This window comes from Runella sp. R0.1_18 (genome assembly GCF_057652155.1).
The window spans coordinates 575216-590653 of record NZ_JBYFCK010000002.1; the positions used below are offsets into that span (position 1 = coordinate 575216).

The 15438-nt window shown below is 44.2% G+C and carries 12 protein-coding genes and 3 tRNA genes; 3 read left to right on the top strand and 12 right to left on the bottom strand.

From position 1 onward, the window contains the following. Positions 1 to 195: 195 nt before the first annotated feature. The 7 genes from tuf to AC23P2_RS05195 form a co-directional block, all read right to left on the bottom strand. Entirely contained in the window at positions 196 to 1380 is a 1185-nt protein-coding gene (gene tuf / locus AC23P2_RS05165) for an elongation factor Tu (protein ID WP_028522379.1), read from the bottom strand. A 146-nt stretch (positions 1381 to 1526) separates the two neighbouring features. Next, positions 1527 to 1598, bottom strand: a tRNA-Thr gene (locus AC23P2_RS05170). A 152-nt stretch (positions 1599 to 1750) separates the two neighbouring features. After that, positions 1751 to 1823, bottom strand: a tRNA-Gly gene (locus AC23P2_RS05175). 21 nt (positions 1824 to 1844) lie between these two features. Then, positions 1845 to 1927, bottom strand: a tRNA-Tyr gene (locus AC23P2_RS05180). Positions 1928 to 2105: 178 nt separating this feature from the next. Continuing rightward, positions 2106 to 3149: a hypothetical protein gene (locus AC23P2_RS05185; protein ID WP_487772204.1), complete on the bottom strand. Its 1044-nt coding sequence runs from the start codon at positions 3147 to 3149 to the stop codon at positions 2106 to 2108. A gap of 51 nt (positions 3150 to 3200) precedes the next feature. Continuing rightward, entirely contained in the window at positions 3201 to 4040 is an 840-nt protein-coding gene (locus AC23P2_RS05190) for a hypothetical protein (RefSeq protein WP_487772205.1), read from the bottom strand. A gap of 13 nt (positions 4041 to 4053) precedes the next feature. Then, positions 4054 to 4620 (bottom strand): RNA polymerase sigma factor, encoded by a 567-nt coding sequence (locus AC23P2_RS05195; RefSeq protein ID WP_487772206.1) that lies wholly within the window; start codon positions 4618 to 4620, stop codon positions 4054 to 4056. Between the two features lie 136 nt (positions 4621 to 4756). Here AC23P2_RS05195 and AC23P2_RS05200 point away from each other — a divergent pair, with 136 nt between their 5' ends. Beyond that, the gene (locus AC23P2_RS05200; RefSeq protein WP_487772207.1) at positions 4757 to 6019 is read left to right on the top strand and encodes a serpin family protein; all 1263 of its coding nucleotides are present in this window, start codon (positions 4757 to 4759) and stop codon (positions 6017 to 6019) included. Between the two features lie 44 nt (positions 6020 to 6063). Here AC23P2_RS05200 and AC23P2_RS05205 read toward each other — a convergent pair whose 3' ends face one another. Then, entirely contained in the window at positions 6064 to 8106 is a 2043-nt protein-coding gene (locus AC23P2_RS05205; protein WP_487772208.1) for an FAD-dependent oxidoreductase, read from the bottom strand. Between the two features lie 86 nt (positions 8107 to 8192). Between AC23P2_RS05205 and AC23P2_RS05210 the strand changes: the two genes are divergently transcribed. Then, on the top strand, positions 8193 to 8864 hold the full coding sequence (locus AC23P2_RS05210; protein WP_487772209.1) for an outer membrane beta-barrel protein: 672 nt from the start codon (positions 8193 to 8195) through the stop codon (positions 8862 to 8864). Here the strand turns inward: AC23P2_RS05210 and AC23P2_RS05215 are convergent. The 4 genes from AC23P2_RS05215 to hpt all read right to left on the bottom strand — a co-directional run bounded on the left by AC23P2_RS05215 (position 8846) and on the right by hpt (position 14035). Next, the gene (locus AC23P2_RS05215) at positions 8846 to 10222 is read right to left on the bottom strand and encodes a thioredoxin-like domain-containing protein (RefSeq protein WP_487772210.1); all 1377 of its coding nucleotides are present in this window, start codon (positions 10220 to 10222) and stop codon (positions 8846 to 8848) included. The two genes, AC23P2_RS05210 and AC23P2_RS05215, sit on opposite strands and share 19 nt — an antisense overlap. Before the next feature lie 140 nt (positions 10223 to 10362). Further along, a complete protein-coding gene (locus tag AC23P2_RS05220) occupies positions 10363 to 12750 on the bottom strand; it encodes a M1 family metallopeptidase (protein WP_487772211.1) in 2388 nt (795 codons plus the stop codon). Between the two features lie 90 nt (positions 12751 to 12840). After that, positions 12841 to 13449, bottom strand: coding sequence for a HupE/UreJ family protein (locus AC23P2_RS05225; RefSeq protein WP_487772212.1), 609 nt, complete (start codon positions 13447 to 13449; stop codon positions 12841 to 12843). A gap of 55 nt (positions 13450 to 13504) precedes the next feature. Continuing rightward, entirely contained in the window at positions 13505 to 14035 is a 531-nt protein-coding gene (gene hpt / locus AC23P2_RS05230) for a hypoxanthine phosphoribosyltransferase (protein WP_487772213.1), read from the bottom strand. Between the two features lie 95 nt (positions 14036 to 14130). Between hpt and AC23P2_RS05235 the strand changes: the two genes are divergently transcribed. Beyond that, the gene (locus tag AC23P2_RS05235) at positions 14131 to 15369 is read left to right on the top strand and encodes a tetratricopeptide repeat protein (protein WP_487772214.1); all 1239 of its coding nucleotides are present in this window, start codon (positions 14131 to 14133) and stop codon (positions 15367 to 15369) included. Positions 15370 to 15438: the final 69 nt, after the last annotated feature.

Here is a 15438-nt window from a genome sequence, read left to right on the forward strand (position 1 = left end):
ATCAGTAAGATATAATACAGGAACTTGTGCACGAACGGTAATCGTACACATCCACCCTAATAGTATCCCAACAACAACTAGCCTTAATGGTATCATTTGACCCGAGAAAACGAACGCCAATGTACTCAGTTAATCACAAAATAAAAAGGGAAGCCCTTACGAGCTTCCCTTTTTTATAGTTGGTGTATCCCTTGATTAAAGGATTTCAGTTACCTGACCAGCACCTACCGTACGTCCACCTTCACGAATCGCGAAACGAAGACCTTTTTCCATTGCAATTGAGTTGATAAGCTCAACAGTGATTGTCAAGTTATCACCAGGCATAACCATCTCAACGCCAGCTGGCAAAGTGATGATACCTGTTACGTCAGTTGTACGGAAATAGAACTGCGGACGGTAGTTGTTAAAGAATGGTGTGTGACGACCACCTTCTTCTTTTGACAAGATATAAACCTCAGCTTTGAATTTGTCGTGAGGCTTAACCGAACCTGGCTTACAGATAACCATACCACGACGGATATCCGATTTTTCAATACCACGGAGGAGCAAACCTACGTTGTCACCAGCTTCACCACGATCAAGGATTTTACGGAACATTTCAACCCCAGTCACAGTTGACTTAAGGTTTTCAGCTCCCATACCCAAGATTTCTACAGGCTCACCAGAGTTGATGATACCACGCTCGATACGACCTGTTGCTACAGTACCACGACCAGTGATCGTGAACACGTCTTCAACTGGCATCAAGAAAGGCTTGTCTGTATCACGAGCAGGCGTTGGGATAAAGCTATCCACAGCTTCCATCAATGCGTCGATAGTAGCAACCCATTTCGCATCACCGTTCAAACCACCAAGAGCTGAACCTTGAATAACTGGAATGTTATCGCCGTCGAATTCGTAGAATGACAACAATTCACGGATTTCCATTTCAACAAGTTCCAACAACTCTGGATCGTCAACCATGTCAACTTTGTTCATGAAAACGACCAACTGAGGTACACCTACCTGACGAGCAAGAAGGATGTGCTCACGAGTTTGTGGCATTGGACCGTCAGTAGCAGCTACTACAAGGATGGCACCGTCCATTTGGGCAGCACCAGTTACCATGTTTTTCACGTAGTCGGCGTGACCTGGACAGTCAACGTGAGCATAGTGACGGTTTACTGTTTGATATTCTACGTGCGCAGTGTTGATAGTGATACCGCGCTCTTTTTCTTCTGGAGCGGAGTCAATCGACGAGAAATCTTTCTTTTCTGCCAAACCTTTTTCTGAAAGAACTTTGGTGATAGCAGCAGTCAAAGTAGTTTTACCGTGGTCAACGTGACCGATTGTACCTACGTTTACGTGAGGTTTACTCCGGTCGAATTGTTCTTTTGCCATTGTTTTATTAACTAAAATTTGGTTTTGTATTAATTATGGATTTACAGAGAAAACTTGAGTGTCCAGAGTTTTACGGTAAATGACGACCATAGCTATCACTACTACCGCGAAAAGAACTCCTAATTGTTAACTATTTTTTCTGCCAGAGCCGTTACGGGGATTTGAACCCCGGGCCTCTTCCTTACCAAGGAAGTGCTCTACCCCTGAGCTATAACGGCTTTTCAACAAAAAAGTTAATCGCTATTCGTTAACAGTTATTTGTAGTTAAAACTTCCAATTAACAATTAACAAGTAACAATTAACTTGCTATGGAGCGACAAAATCCTATGAGGTAAATGTTTGCAACTTTTCAAGTTACGACTCCATTTTGAGCGGGAGACGGGGCTCGAACCCGCCACCTGAAGCTTGGAAGGCTACCGCTCTACCAAATGAGCTACTCCCGCTGATATTCTTATGTAAAAAGGTGGGGGCGGATGGATTCGAACCACCGAAGACGTACGTCAGCAGATTTACAGTCTGCCCCATTTGGCCACTCTGGTACACCCCCTTCTTATTTTCAAAAAACTTCCAAAAGACTTTGTTGTCGTTTTTGGAGTCGCAAATGTATGCTGTTTTTAATTCAGTTCAAACTTTTAGGCAAAAAAAAACAATTTTTTTTTCAAGAAAAATAATTACGGTGCTTCTAAATCATCTTCAAAAGCACCGTAATCGCCTAATTGTTAGCACTATAAACGAACACCAAAACTAATCATTCGTACCGCAGGCCCTTTGTTAGTTTGAAACAGTTCACCTAAGTCATACTGCATAAAAAGGTCAGGAAAATGGCGAATGCCTAACTCAGCACCGAAACCATATCGAAAGTTATTAAGGTAGTAGTTGGAGTGAATTCGCTCCGAGCGTCCTTTTCTAGTCTCTTGGGTTTTGGTGTAGCTGTCGAGCCGATAGCCTGCATACATTCCAACGCTCAAATAAGAAATAGGGCCTCGGTGAATCGCCAGCGTTGGCATCAAAGATAGGTTGATGTAAGCCGCCGTGAGTTTAGACTTATGAAGGTCATTTGTGGCCGTAGGAAAGCTAATGGCATTGGCGTCTTTACGAACAGTATTGTTTCCGTCAAACATCAAATTGTACCACGCGACATCTACCCCCAAATCAAGCCCCAGTGAAGCATCTTTTCCTCGGCTGATGGCCGCACCTCTTACCCAACTCAAACTTACAAATCGAGAACCCCAAGGTAATAAGTCATAATCTTCCTTGTTGTAAGCAAGCGGTGTATTTTGGGCATAGGTATTCAGTCCGACGAGTACATCAAAACCATTTCGAGGGCTTTTGTAACGCCGAGTTACGCTTCTCGTGATTTTACCATCATCGTGGCTAGACGACGCATCATTGTCTTTTTCGTACTTTTCTTCCTTCTTTTCTGTCGAAGAACTAGAAGATGAGTCATTGATAGAGATTTTAATCTCACCATCCTTACGACTAACTACTAATACCGTGTCTTTTAGATACTTACGACCGTTCTGTTCGTTGATATAAATGTAGGTTTCCTTTCCACTAGAATCAAGCGTAGCTCCCAAATCGCGAATGATTTTATTGAGGTCGTACTGTTTTAAGTTACGAATCTCCGACTTGTCTTTGGCTTGAACAATGAGCCGGGTGTTGTTCCCAAACTGAACAATGAGCGTATCTCCCTGAACGGTGTACTTTTCGGCGTAGGCTGCAATGCTAGTCACTACGGTTAGAACGATGGCTGTTATTACATTTTTCATGGCTATGTTAATTATTGAAGTTGTCATTACGGTCTAAAAATAACATTGTGATTATTTGCCAATGGCTTTGGCTACCAGCTTATTAGGATTAAAACCTACCTCATCCCAATCGACTTTTTCTCCGTTTTTGGCATTTTTAAGCTGTTGCCATACTTTCGCCATTCTTGTCGATTTACGAGGTTTGTTTAATACATCGTTATCAAAAGAAGGTGTACTAGCTGATGGATTAGATTGTACTTCGTTGAAGGCCACCAATGCCTCCTTTGATTGGTTGTTTTCTTTCAACGCAGGCAATTGAAGAACAACTGTTTTTTCCACAGGTTTTGCTACCTCTGCCACCGCATTTGTCAACGACATCGTTTTGACAGCTTCCTCTACTTTCACAGGACGCTGAGGTTCCACGGTAGCCGTAGGCGTAGTCACCACCTGCGCAATTTGCGACTCCTGTATCGACGGCAGTGTCTCTAACTTTGTTTCTTCCCGCTTTTGCATCGGGGCTTTTGCTACCGCTTGCTGCACAGCGCCTACCGATGTTTTGTTCGTTGGTTGAGGAACCGTTTCCCTGGTGGCTATTGCTTGAGATGCCTCTGCCGATATCGGCGACGATTCGCTTCCTTTGGTTTGAGGAGTAGCAATCGTTTTTTTAACTGAAGGCTCCACGGTCGCAACAGTCGAGTCAGCAGGTTGGCTCATCAGCCACCATCCTCCCCCTGCCATAAGCAATAAGCTCACGCCAGCCGCTGCCAGCCAAGAGCCTTGCTGCCACCAGCCGATTCGGCGCTCTTTGGTTTGTAACCTTTGTTGAAACTTTTGAAAAGCTTCATCGCGAGGGGTTATTTCAGCGTCGCGAAGTTTGCGCGAGAACAACTCATCAACTGGATGCTTTTTCATATTCTTTAGTGTTTTACGCTTTCCATTTTAAACCTTCTACTTCCGTGACCATTTGTTGCAACAAAGCCCTTGCTCGGTGCAACTGCGACTTCGAGGTACTTTCATTTATTCCTAACTGCTCCGCAATCTCGGCGTGCGAATACCCTTCAATGGCATACAAGTTGAAAACCGTCCGATAGCCCGTAGGCAACTTTGCCAAGATGGCCATCAAGTCTTCCACTTCTAGGTTATTTTCAATACTTTCAAAGTGAACCTGCTGGTGTACTTCGGGGGCATCAATGTCGATTTCGATGTGGCGCCGCGTTCTCAAACGCATCAAGGCTTCGTTGGTAATAAGGCGACGCATCCACCCTTCAAAACTCCCTTCTCCCTTATATTGGTCAATTCGTTCAAAAACCTTCATAAATCCCTCTATCATTACATCCTCAGCTTCCATCTGATCGGTCAGGTAACGTACACAAACTGCCAACATTCGAGCAGAGTACTTCTCGTAGAAATACCGCTGCGCCTTGGGATCTCCTTTTTGTAAGGCTTTGACCAGTTGGCCCTCGTTTGTGAATAGTTGTAATATTTTCACCATGTTTAGGCTGTTTCAATGGGTAGATGCAAAAAACAAATAGAAAGGTTGCACGGGGTTTGAAAATTTTTTTTGGGTTACAACCGTTATTACCTCAACAGCGTCATAGTCCTAGTTTTTACTAAAAAAATCTACTGCTATGACAAGAGCCTTAAGCCCTGAAACAAACATGAAATCGCCTTCATTTTTCCAAAGCGTAATGGTCATTGCGGCCACGCTTTTTTTACTTTGGGCAGCCTTGGGTTGCACCTCTTCGGGTAATTCTGATGAAATCAGCCCCATCGGTATCCCATCGAAGTTTTCTAGCCAAACCAACGAATTTGCTTTTGAATTTTTCAAAACATTAAACAACGAAACTGCACAAAAGAACCAAAACGTTTTTGTGTCACCTTTGAGTTTGCACACAGCTCTTGGAATGTTACTCAACGGCGCCAACGGAAAAACTGCCGACGAAATCCAGCAAACGCTCAAGCTCAGTGGAATATCAACCGCCGAGGCCAACCAAATTTACCAAAAATTGATGGAAGCCCTTCCAAAAGCCGACCCTAAAGTAACGCTTGGCCTAGCCAATTCGGTTTGGTATCGAAGTACGTTCCAGCCAGAAACAGATTTTCTAAACACCATGAAGTCTTGGTTCAAGGCAGACGTTACATCTTACACAGGTAGTGATGCTTCGCCGCTTAATCAATGGGCTAGCGATAAAACCAACGGTAAAATCAAAAAAGTACTGGACAACATCGAACCACAAATGGTGATGTTTTTGATGAACGCCCTCTATTTTAAGGGTGATTGGAAAACCAGCTTTTCTGAAAAATTAACTTCTGATTATCCGTTCCAACTAACTGATAGCCAAACAAAAAATGTAAAGATGATGTTTTTGGAAGATAACGTCAGAGTTGGTACTCGTGACACTTATTTTGCTTACGAGCTTCCCTACGGCAACGGCCAATATACCATGACAGTAATCGTTCCTAAAGATGGCAACCAAGTGGCTAATTTGATTGCCAGTTTTTCGGCCAGCGAATGGTCACAATTGCAAGAAGGAATGAAAGAGGTACCTAAAGCTAAAATCGGGTTACCTAAGTTTACGTTAGAATATGAAGTAAAGCTAAATAGTGTTCTTCAAACCATGGGAATGCCAACGGCCTTTATTCCTGGCGCGGCCGATTTGACTAAAATCAACTCCAAAGGTGGCTTAAACGTAGGGTTTGTAAAACAAAATACCTTCGTAGCCGTCGATGAAAAAGGAACGGAAGCCGCGGCAGTAACTACCATTGGCGTTGAATTAACTTCGGCAGGGCCTAACAATTACTACCACGCCGACCGTCCGTTTATGTTTGTCATTAGCGAAAAAACGTCCAATACCATTTTGTTTATGGGCAAAATGCTTGACCCGTCTTAATCCTAAATAGACAATAGTGTGACCAGAAACAGCGGACAGTCTGACTATCGTCTGACTGTCCGCTTCGGAACAAACAGTACGGCATCTGCGACAACGATTCCATCCGCATTTTGGTTGGTAATTTCGATAAAGTTACCGTTCCCTTTGGCCAACGAAAAACTCCCTACTCGAATCCAGTCACTCACTTGTTCGCGGGTCGAAATGGCCAGTTCTTGCTCTTGGTTCCCTGCTTTTACTTTTAACTTTGTTTTGCTTGCTTTGGACTGATTTTGGGCATCGCCTGGATTACCTCCACCACCAGTAGGGTTGGGGTTATAGATGTAAAGTTCGTATTCTCCCGTTTGGGGAATTTCGGGCGTAAACCGAACTGATTTTGGAATAGCCCCTTTGGAAATATCGACCAACTGCGTAGCAGCATACTTACTTCCCGTTTTCAGGGTTTGCCAATCGCCCACTACTTGGATATTTGTAGGAGTAACGTCGTTATCCAATAAAATTTCGGATTGGCTACCATCCACGAGTGGATTGATTTTTAGCGTTCTTTGAAGTGTTTCAATGTCTATTTCTTGGACAGCTTTTTTGCTGTTGATGGCCTGAACTGCCGCCATTGCCGACGCTTGTCCCAACGCCATAAATACAGGTTCCATTCGAATAGAGCCATACGCAATGTGCGTTGCCGATAAGCATACAGGGACAAACAAGTTTTGGCATTCCGCTTTACGAGGAATCAACGACCTGTAGCTAATCGGGTAGGGGGGAAAACCACCTACTTGTACGTCACCTTCATTTCTCACCTCCATTTTTCCTGAAGTTGGGTTTTTGAAAAGTATCCGCTGACAGTTGTGAGAATCCATCGTATAGGCTGCCATACCAATGCCATCTTTTACGATTTCACGGCCTTCGCAATTATGCTGCGTCATCACATATTCTCCCACCATTCGGCGCGCTTCTCGGACGTAGATTTGGTGTGAAAAGTGGTTATTATCAAGGTACTCATCTTTGGGGTATCCCCATTCGAGCATTTGTTGACGCAAATGTTGGGGCATTCTGGGGTCATGGCCTACGAAATACAAAAACCCTTTGGTATAATCTTCGTGTTCTTTGATGATTTTTTTACGGGTTTGGTAATCAGCTTCAGCAAACGAATGATTCATGCCAATCATATCCGTCGAAAAACCTCCTTTGTTGTTAATATCCGTCTTTGAATTGGGCATATCAGCAATGTGCAATACCCCCCAATTAATGTGCGCTGGTTTCTCGACTGCCACTTGGCGCAACAACAATTCATACTTCGTTGAGTCATAACGCGCTGGCTTAGTAATCGGAATCTGATTGGTAGGGTCTTTGGTCAAACACAACCGAAAATTATAGGCTTGCAATAGTTTATCACCTGAACCTGTTGGGGCTAATGTTGCCGTGGAAATCCCCCACAATAATCCACTTGAAGGGTCGCCAGGGATTTTATACGGGTCAATACCTTCTGGAAATTGGTGTTTGTCGTGCATCTGTACCCCATTCCACGTTTCGTTGTACTGGCTATTGGCTTCACGTCCAACGATGTAACTTACTCCTGCTTGGCCCATTAAATCACCTTCATAGGTACAATCAATAAACATTTTGGCTGTTACGAGCCGTACTTTTTCTCCTTGTGACTCTGAAGAAGTTACGGTAATGGACTGAATTCTTCCTGCTTGTTTTTGAACTTTTACCAAGCGATGTTCGAGCCAAACAGGTACGTTAGCTCTTTTGATATAGTCATTGAATAATTGTTCGGCCACGTGTGGCTCAAACGTCCATTGCTCAAACTTGCCATAGTGCTTACCGATGCGACGATAAAAATCGCGGGCGACACCCGTTATTGCATATTTATTACCAATGTCGGTTTGGCCCAATCCACCCGAGCTAAGACCGCCCAAATGCCGACTTGGTTCGATTAAAAGTACTTTTTTCCCTGATTTTGCAGCGGTATAGGCAGCAATTACTCCCGCCGAGGTTCCGCCATATACACAGACATCTACCTCTTGGGCATGGCTCTTGTGAACATACTGAATAAGAACGCTAAGTAAAACGAGTAGGTGTTTTTTCATTCGTTTGTTGGATTTATGGGCAAAAGATAGTGAACTTTGAAACTAGAAAATTACTTATCTATTTTAAAACTATAAAAAGGAGTTTTATGAAACGATTACTTGCCGCTTTTTGTGTTTTGACAGCCTTGGGCGCAAATGCCCAACGAGCAGAGTGGGGATTAAAAGCGGGATTACAGATTTCGCAGCTCAGAGGAGATGATTTTCTTGGGCGTCGGGCAACATCAAGCTCGGCTACACCAGAAACAATAACCACCCAAGGAAGTAGCAAAGCAGGCTACGTAGTGGGGGCGTATGTACGCAGTACAGAAGATGTTTTTTTACAAGCAGAGGCATTACTTTCTGTTAAAGGAGGTGAAATAGAATCGACAGGAAGCACCAATAAAACGTCTATTCAATATGGGCAGTTGGATATTCCTCTTTCGCTGGGCTACAAACATAAGCGGTTGGAATTTACGGGTGGCCCGCTTATTTCGTTGCAACTGTTTGACGACAGCAACCTCAAAAATTTCTTGTCGCAATATTCTTCGACCCCGCTTACCTTTTCGCCTTACCGCACCTATGCGTTTGGCTACCATGCAGGGGTCGCGCTCAATCTGAACAAACTTTCGATTGGCGTTCGCTACTTAGCAAGTATTCAAGGCGTAAGCGATATGTACATTGCCTATGCTGTTCCAGGCGAGGCACAATTGAGAGATAGCCGTTTTCAACAACGCTTCAGCGGCTTGCAACTCACAGCTTCTTACCGACTAACCAAATAAGACGGAAGTTCTTCCACTTTCAACCAACGCCCCACTATTTTTTTGTCTCGGTCGAGCAGATAAATGGTGGGGTATTCTATGACTCCTAGTTTATAAAATTCAATGGAGCGGTTAGCGTCTCGAACGTTGATAAAATGTTCCGTCTGGAACTGTTGAATGAACTCCTTCCATGCAACTTCGTTCGGGTCGAGTGTCACCGCGACTACCTTCATCTTAGGACTGTACTGCTTGGCTAACGTAGCCAACGCAGGCGTCGCTTCCCGACAATGGCTACACCCTGGGTCAAAAAAGAAAAGAAGGGTATAATCACTCTGAACATCTTCCCATTTGAAGGACTTTCCTTCCGACGTGGTGAGCGAGAGTTGCGGAAACTCCTTCCCCACCGCCATATTGGATTTTATCGCTTTCAGTTCTTTTAATCGCTGCAAAGTGCTCGCATCCCACAATTTTGTATCGTTATCCACATAGTTATCCACAATTCGATCAAAAAGCTGGTCAAAATCTGGATTAGATGTTAATTCTACCTTTTGAGCAAGCCCGCCAATGATGTATTTGCGGAGCTCCGTAGTTCCTTTTGTTTTCTGAATAAGGTTATCGACCCACTTATTTCGATTTTCTTTGTCCAATTGAGGAAGGGCTTTCAAAAAACGTTCAAACCGGGCAGGAACGGTAGAAGTATAGACCATTCGTTCGTCGGAGAGAAAAGAATTGTCAAAAAAATGCTCCCAGGCGTAGTTTCTCAAATACAGAGAATCTTTGGCCGATAATTTCTGAACGGGCAAAATGGGCAAATTAGGTTCTTGGTAACTTTTCAAAAAGCGCGTACTCAAGTAGGTAGGGTGTTTTTGATAAAGTGAGTCAACAAATACCTTCACTTGTTGATTGAGTTCTTGAAATCGACTTTTCCAGCGTGGGTCTGAGTCTTCTTTCACCCCCATGCGCTGACGCTCTGCCAGCGCCGCTTGGTAGCGCCGTCGTAGTTCTCGTTGGTAATCAAAAAAAAGGGAATTTTCAGGGGAGTTTTTAAAACGAATACTGGCAATCAGGTCTTTATAATCGGCTTCAAAGGAAAACTGTTGTGACCCCGTCACAAAAATATCAAGCCCTCGCCCTAACCCCACAATCCGACAAACGCCTTCGGGAATGGCATCGGTCTGCCAAACTACACGGCCGTCGGCTCCCAAAATAGCAGTATCTACGGGCATTTGTTGCCCTGCAAAGTATTGAGCCAAAATCAGACGCATAGGTTTGGCATTGGCAATTTTTGCTTCAATTCGTAGCCCCTTTTGAGCCATTGAAGCAGCCCAATTTGTCAACACAAGCAGACAAGCACAAAGAATCCAGCGGTTATTCGGCATATTTTTGAGTTTTGAAAAGTAAAGGCAAATGTTGTGCCATAAAAAAAGCGTGGAACAACAGGTTATTGAAAACCCGCTATTCCACGCTTGAGTTTGGTTAGACCATCCAAGTTTCAAAAACTTGGATGGTCTGAAAAATATTAGTCGTTTTTAGCGCCGCCTTGCTGACCTGCTTTGGGAGGTTGGGCCTGTTGCGCTTCACGCATTGGGTTAGTACCGCCTCCGCGTTGGAAACCACCTCCTTTGAACATTTGGAAACGCGTTGGTTGCGCTGGCTGACGTGGGAAACTGTTGCTCTCTTCGTCAATGTCCGCAATCTCACGATAGGGATCCAATGTCCACTGTACCACTTTTTTCTTCGTCGTTACGACTTTCGATACCTGTTGGTCATTCAAGCGCCAGATTTCTGCTGGGAAGCGAGCTACCGAATCAGTACCGTCTTCAAACTGCATTTTTACAATCACAGGCATTGGCAAACCACCTTTGTTCTTCACTTTCAAGGTATAGAAGTTCATACCCGACTCTACCAATTTGCGTTCGTCGGGCGTTAAGCTTGCCAAGTAGGCTTCGTATTTCTTCTTGTCAGCATCTGTTACTTTGTAAGGGTCATACGAATTGTAGAAATCCTTCATGTCAGGATTTTTCTCCACAACTGGCTCTTTGATAAAGTCTTTATCGCGCTGACGAGCCACAGTATTACGCTTGGCTTCGGCTTCTTTCTTGGCGTTTGCTTTCGTAATTTCTGGGTTTTGCGTGTCTAAGGCAAACCATTCTACTTCAGTTAAATCTTGGTCAACAGGCTCAACGCCGTAAAACCAACCTTTCCAGAACCAATCCAAATCCACCCCCGACGCATCTTCCATTGTGCGGAAGAAGTCAGCAGGAGTTGGATTCTTAAACGCCCAACGACGTGCATATTCTTTGAATGCATAGTCAAATAACTCACGTCCCATCACAGTTTCACGCAAAATGTTTAAGCCCGTCGCAGGTTTCGCGTAGGCATTAGGGCCGTATTGCATGATGTTATCAGAGCTAGTCATGATAGGCACCAAATTCTCGGTTCCTTGCTTCATGTAATCAGTAATGTACTGAGGCTCACCACGGCGCGTTGGGTAATCTTTGTCCCACTCTTTTTCGGTCAAGTACTGCACAAATGTATTCAAACCTTCGTCCATCCATCCCCACTGACGCTCGTCAGAGTTGACAATCATTGGGAAGAAGTTGTGGCCTACTTCGTGGATAATTACGCCAATCATCCCGTATTTAGTCCCTTCCGAATATGTTCCGTCGGGTTCAGGGCGTCCACCGTTGAACGAAATCATTGGGTATTCCATCCCACCGCCGCTTGCGTGGCACGAGTAAGCTACTGGATAAGGGTAATCAATCGTATATTTTGAGTATGACTTAATCGTATGCGCCACTACCATGGTAGAGTACTTACCCCAAAGTGGATTTCCTTCTTTTGAGTAAAGCGACATACACATTACTTTTTTGCCCGCTTGGTCGATTTGCATCGCATCCCAAATAAATTTACGGCTAGTAGCAAAGGCAAAATCACGAACGTTGTCCGCTTTAAACACCCACGTTTTCTTACCCGTTGGTTTGCCTTTTTCAGCTTTTTCGGCTTCTTCTTGGCTTACAATCAACACAGGGCGCGTAGCTGATTTGGCTTGCTCCAAGCGTTTTTGCTGTTCCGACGACAACACTTGCGCCGCATTTTGCAATTCTCCTGTTGCACCTACAATGTGATCATTAGGCACAGTCAAAGCAACTTTGTAGTTTCCAAACGTCAATGTAAACTCACCTTGGCCCAAAAACTGCTTGTGTTGCCAGCCATTTACATCGTCATACACACACATACGAGGGAACCAGTGTGCAATGAAGTAGTTGGTATTTCCATCTTTCGGGAAAAACTCATAACCAGCACGGCCATAGTATTCGTTGATGAAATAATTCCAATCCACCGAAAACGCGTACGATTGGCCAGTTTTGATACTCGCAGGCAACTCAATGCGCATCATGGTGTTGTTGATGGTGTAGGTCAACGGCTTACCCGTTTTTGCGTCCTTCACCGCCATGATTTTAAAATCATATTCTTTGTCACCAGCCACGGTAGTCCGTACCGAACTTGGGGCATTTAAACCACGTACGGCATTTGATGACATCTGGGGCTGGATGCTATTGTGCTGCGAAAGGGCATTAATAGAACCTTTGGCAAACAAGTTTTGGTCAAGTTGCAACCAAACAAACTTCAACTCATCGGGTGAGTAGTTGTGGTACGTAATGGTCTCCGTTCCCGTGATTTTACGTTGCTCATCGTCCAATTCGGCTTTGATGTCGTAGTCGGCACGTTGTTGCCAAAAGTCTTTTCCAGGCGCTCCCGAAGCCGTACGGGTCGTATTTGGCGTGGGTAGTTGAGCACCTAATTGCTCAAAACGTGAATTAGCATGGTAGTTTGCCGCAGGGGGTTGGGCAAATAATAAGCCCGTACTGAGCATAAGCCAGTAAAAAATAAACTGTTTTCTCATTGGTACTTGGTTGTTAGTTGAATAGTAAAAATAAGGTAAATCAATCAAAATTAGGCCAAGGCATAGACGCGTAGGGGCTTTTTTGCGACATTATTCCACTGGCAGCCCTACTAACGTCCGAAAAAGCTCATTGTTAAGAATTAGCGACAAGGCCATCCCTGCTACAATCCCAGAAATCAAGTGATTCCAAGTGAGGCGTTTTAGCTTGATGATTTCGATAAACAAAGAGGCAATTCCCAATGCAATGGCCACAATCACCAATTGTCCCAACTCCAAGCCCACGTTGAACGAAAACAAGGGCATAACGATACTTTCTTGTTCGCCCAACAAGCTTCGCAAATAGTTGGAAAATCCCATGCCGTGAATTAAGCCAAAACAAGCCGCGAAGATGTACCGCAGTTTGGGGGATTTTGGTTCGCCGAGGCTATTATCTGAGAAATTGGATACCGCTGTGGCAAAAATGGTGATGGGAATGAGAAACTCAATGATGTCGGACCGGTACGTTATCAGCTTTAAGGTGGCCAAAGCCAACGTCACCGAGTGGCCTAGCGTAAATGCCGTAATAAGAACCAGCACTTTTTTCCAATCGCGAAAAGCGTAAATGGCGCACAAAGCCACTACAAACAAAATGTGGTCGTAACCGTTGGGGTCGGTGATGTGGTCAAACCCCAGTCCAAGGTAAATTTGGAAATCAGACATGAAGAAAATGGTTGATTAGGTGTTGATAAAGTAACTAAGTAAAAGGCAAATTGGGCTATGGTGCTAGTACATAAACTCCGTCCACATTTCGGCCATAGCCTTCATAATCAAGACCATAGCCAAGCACAAAACGATTTTCTATTTCAAATGCGGCGTACTTAACACTTAGTGGCGTTTTGAGGGCTTTGGGTTTGAACAACATAGTTGCTACTTGAATCGACTCGGGGCGCTGGGCCGAAAGTTGAAAGAGAAGCTTGTTCATCGTAAGTCCCGTATCGACAATGTCTTCGACGATAATCACGTGGCGGTCGCGAATGGGTTCTTTCAACCCCAATACTTCCGTCACCTCACCCGTCGATTGGGTTTTTGAATACGACGATACACGTACGAAGGTAATCTCACACGGAATAGTCACGTTTTTCATTAGCTCAGCGGCAAACATAAATGCTCCATTGAGGACGACCACAAAAAGAGGGTTCTTGTCTCGGTAATCTTCGTTAATTTCGCGCCCTAACTCCGCAATTCGCTCTTCGAGTGGTTGTTTTTCGATAAATGGAACAAACTTTTTGTCTTTGACCGTCAGCATGATGAAAAAATATTAAAAAAAACTTAAAAAATGGCAACCTTGATAAACTGTAACGAGAAGTTGTACGTTAATATCCACAGCAAAGATAATAGACCATGAAAAAGAACATCTTAAAATATTGGATATTCGGTATCATTAGCTGGGTACTTTTAGGTACTACTACAGCCAATGCCCAACTTTATGCCTCCTCTGACTTTGATGGCAAGTACGATATGTTGCTCTCCAATCCAGGCGTACAAATCGAAGCTACAGAGGCTATTAACAAACTTTATAATTTTAAATTTGCCGAAGCCGACGCTGAGTTTCGTTGGTTGCGCTACCGCTATCCGTACCATCCCATGCCTTATTTTTTGATGGGGTTGGCCGAGTGGTGGAAAATTGTGCCTAACACGGAAGACACTCGCTACGACGACCGCTGTTTGGCCTTGATGGATACTTGCATTACGTTGGCCGAAAAACTGTACGATGCGCGCGAAAACAAAATCGAACCTTCGTTTTTCTTAGCCGCAGCTTATGCCTTCAAAGGACGGATTCACTCAGAACGGAAACACTGGTCACGGGCTACGTTTGCGGGAAAAAACGCCTTGAAATACATGGAAAAATGTGAAGGAAAAAGCGATCTAAGCCCAGAATTACTGTTTGGCGATGGGTTGTTCAATTACTTTGCGCAATGGATTCCTGACAACTATCCGTTGCTCAAACCTATTCTCTGGCTTTTCCCCAAAGGCAATAAACAACTTGGTATTCAGCAACTTGAAAAAGTAGGCAACAACGCTTTTTACACCCGAACGGAAGCACGGTATTTCTTACTGCAGATTTACAGCTACGAAAATCAGTACGCCAAAGCGTATGATTTAGCAAAATACTCGTGGGAAACTTATCCTGACAATCCCTACTTTGAACGCTATTACCTCCGCTCAGCTTTTGTAAGGGGAAATACCGCCGAAGCAGAAAAAGCCGCCAACAGCATTTTGTCCAAAATCGACAAAGGGATGGCAGGCTACGAAGCTGTAAGTGGGCGAAATGCGGCTTACGTTTTGGCATATTACTACAACAATTATCACCGCGATATTCCAAAAGCCAAAGAATATTACTTGCAGGCTGTCAATTATTCGATTCAAGCCAAAGCGTTTACGTCGGGCTACTATTTATCGTCGTTAATTGCCTTGGGTAAAATGTCGGAAACTGAAAAAGACTACGAAGCGGCGCGAGAGTATTACAAAACGGTGATTGACCGAGGGGAGAAGAAATCAAGCCAAGTCAAAGAAGCCAAAGACGCCATTAGTCAACTCAACAAATCACGTCGGGAAGAACGGAGAAAGCGGAGGGATTAAGATAGACAGTGAGTGGCGTCAGAGACGCCGTACCATATCGTCCCGACTAGATGTCGGGACGAGCTAATT

What these genes read in the sequence shown, in the direction of transcription:
- AC23P2_RS05200 (WP_487772207.1), top strand. Translation starts at nt 4,757, where the DNA reads ATGACAAGAGCCTTAAGCCCTGAAACAAACATGAAATCGCCTTCATTT.
- AC23P2_RS05220 (WP_487772211.1), bottom strand. Translation starts at nt 12,750, where the DNA reads ATGAGAAAACAGTTTATTTTTTACTGGCTTATGCTCAGTACGGGCTTA.
- AC23P2_RS05205 (WP_487772208.1), bottom strand. Translation starts at nt 8,106, where the DNA reads ATGAAAAAACACCTACTCGTTTTACTTAGCGTTCTTATTCAGTATGTT.
- AC23P2_RS05225 (WP_487772212.1), bottom strand. Translation starts at nt 13,449, where the DNA reads ATGTCTGATTTCCAAATTTACCTTGGACTGGGGTTTGACCACATCACC.
- AC23P2_RS05190 (WP_487772205.1), bottom strand. Translation starts at nt 4,040, where the DNA reads ATGAAAAAGCATCCAGTTGATGAGTTGTTCTCGCGCAAACTTCGCGAC.
- tuf (WP_028522379.1), bottom strand. Translation starts at nt 1,380, where the DNA reads ATGGCAAAAGAACAATTCGACCGGAGTAAACCTCACGTAAACGTAGGT.
- AC23P2_RS05185 (WP_487772204.1), bottom strand. Translation starts at nt 3,149, where the DNA reads ATGAAAAATGTAATAACAGCCATCGTTCTAACCGTAGTGACTAGCATT.
- AC23P2_RS05195 (WP_487772206.1), bottom strand. Translation starts at nt 4,620, where the DNA reads ATGGTGAAAATATTACAACTATTCACAAACGAGGGCCAACTGGTCAAA.
- hpt (WP_487772213.1), bottom strand. Translation starts at nt 14,035, where the DNA reads ATGCTGACGGTCAAAGACAAAAAGTTTGTTCCATTTATCGAAAAACAA.
- AC23P2_RS05215 (WP_487772210.1), bottom strand. Translation starts at nt 10,222, where the DNA reads ATGCCGAATAACCGCTGGATTCTTTGTGCTTGTCTGCTTGTGTTGACA.
- AC23P2_RS05210 (WP_487772209.1), top strand. Translation starts at nt 8,193, where the DNA reads ATGAAACGATTACTTGCCGCTTTTTGTGTTTTGACAGCCTTGGGCGCA.
- AC23P2_RS05235 (WP_487772214.1), top strand. Translation starts at nt 14,131, where the DNA reads ATGAAAAAGAACATCTTAAAATATTGGATATTCGGTATCATTAGCTGG.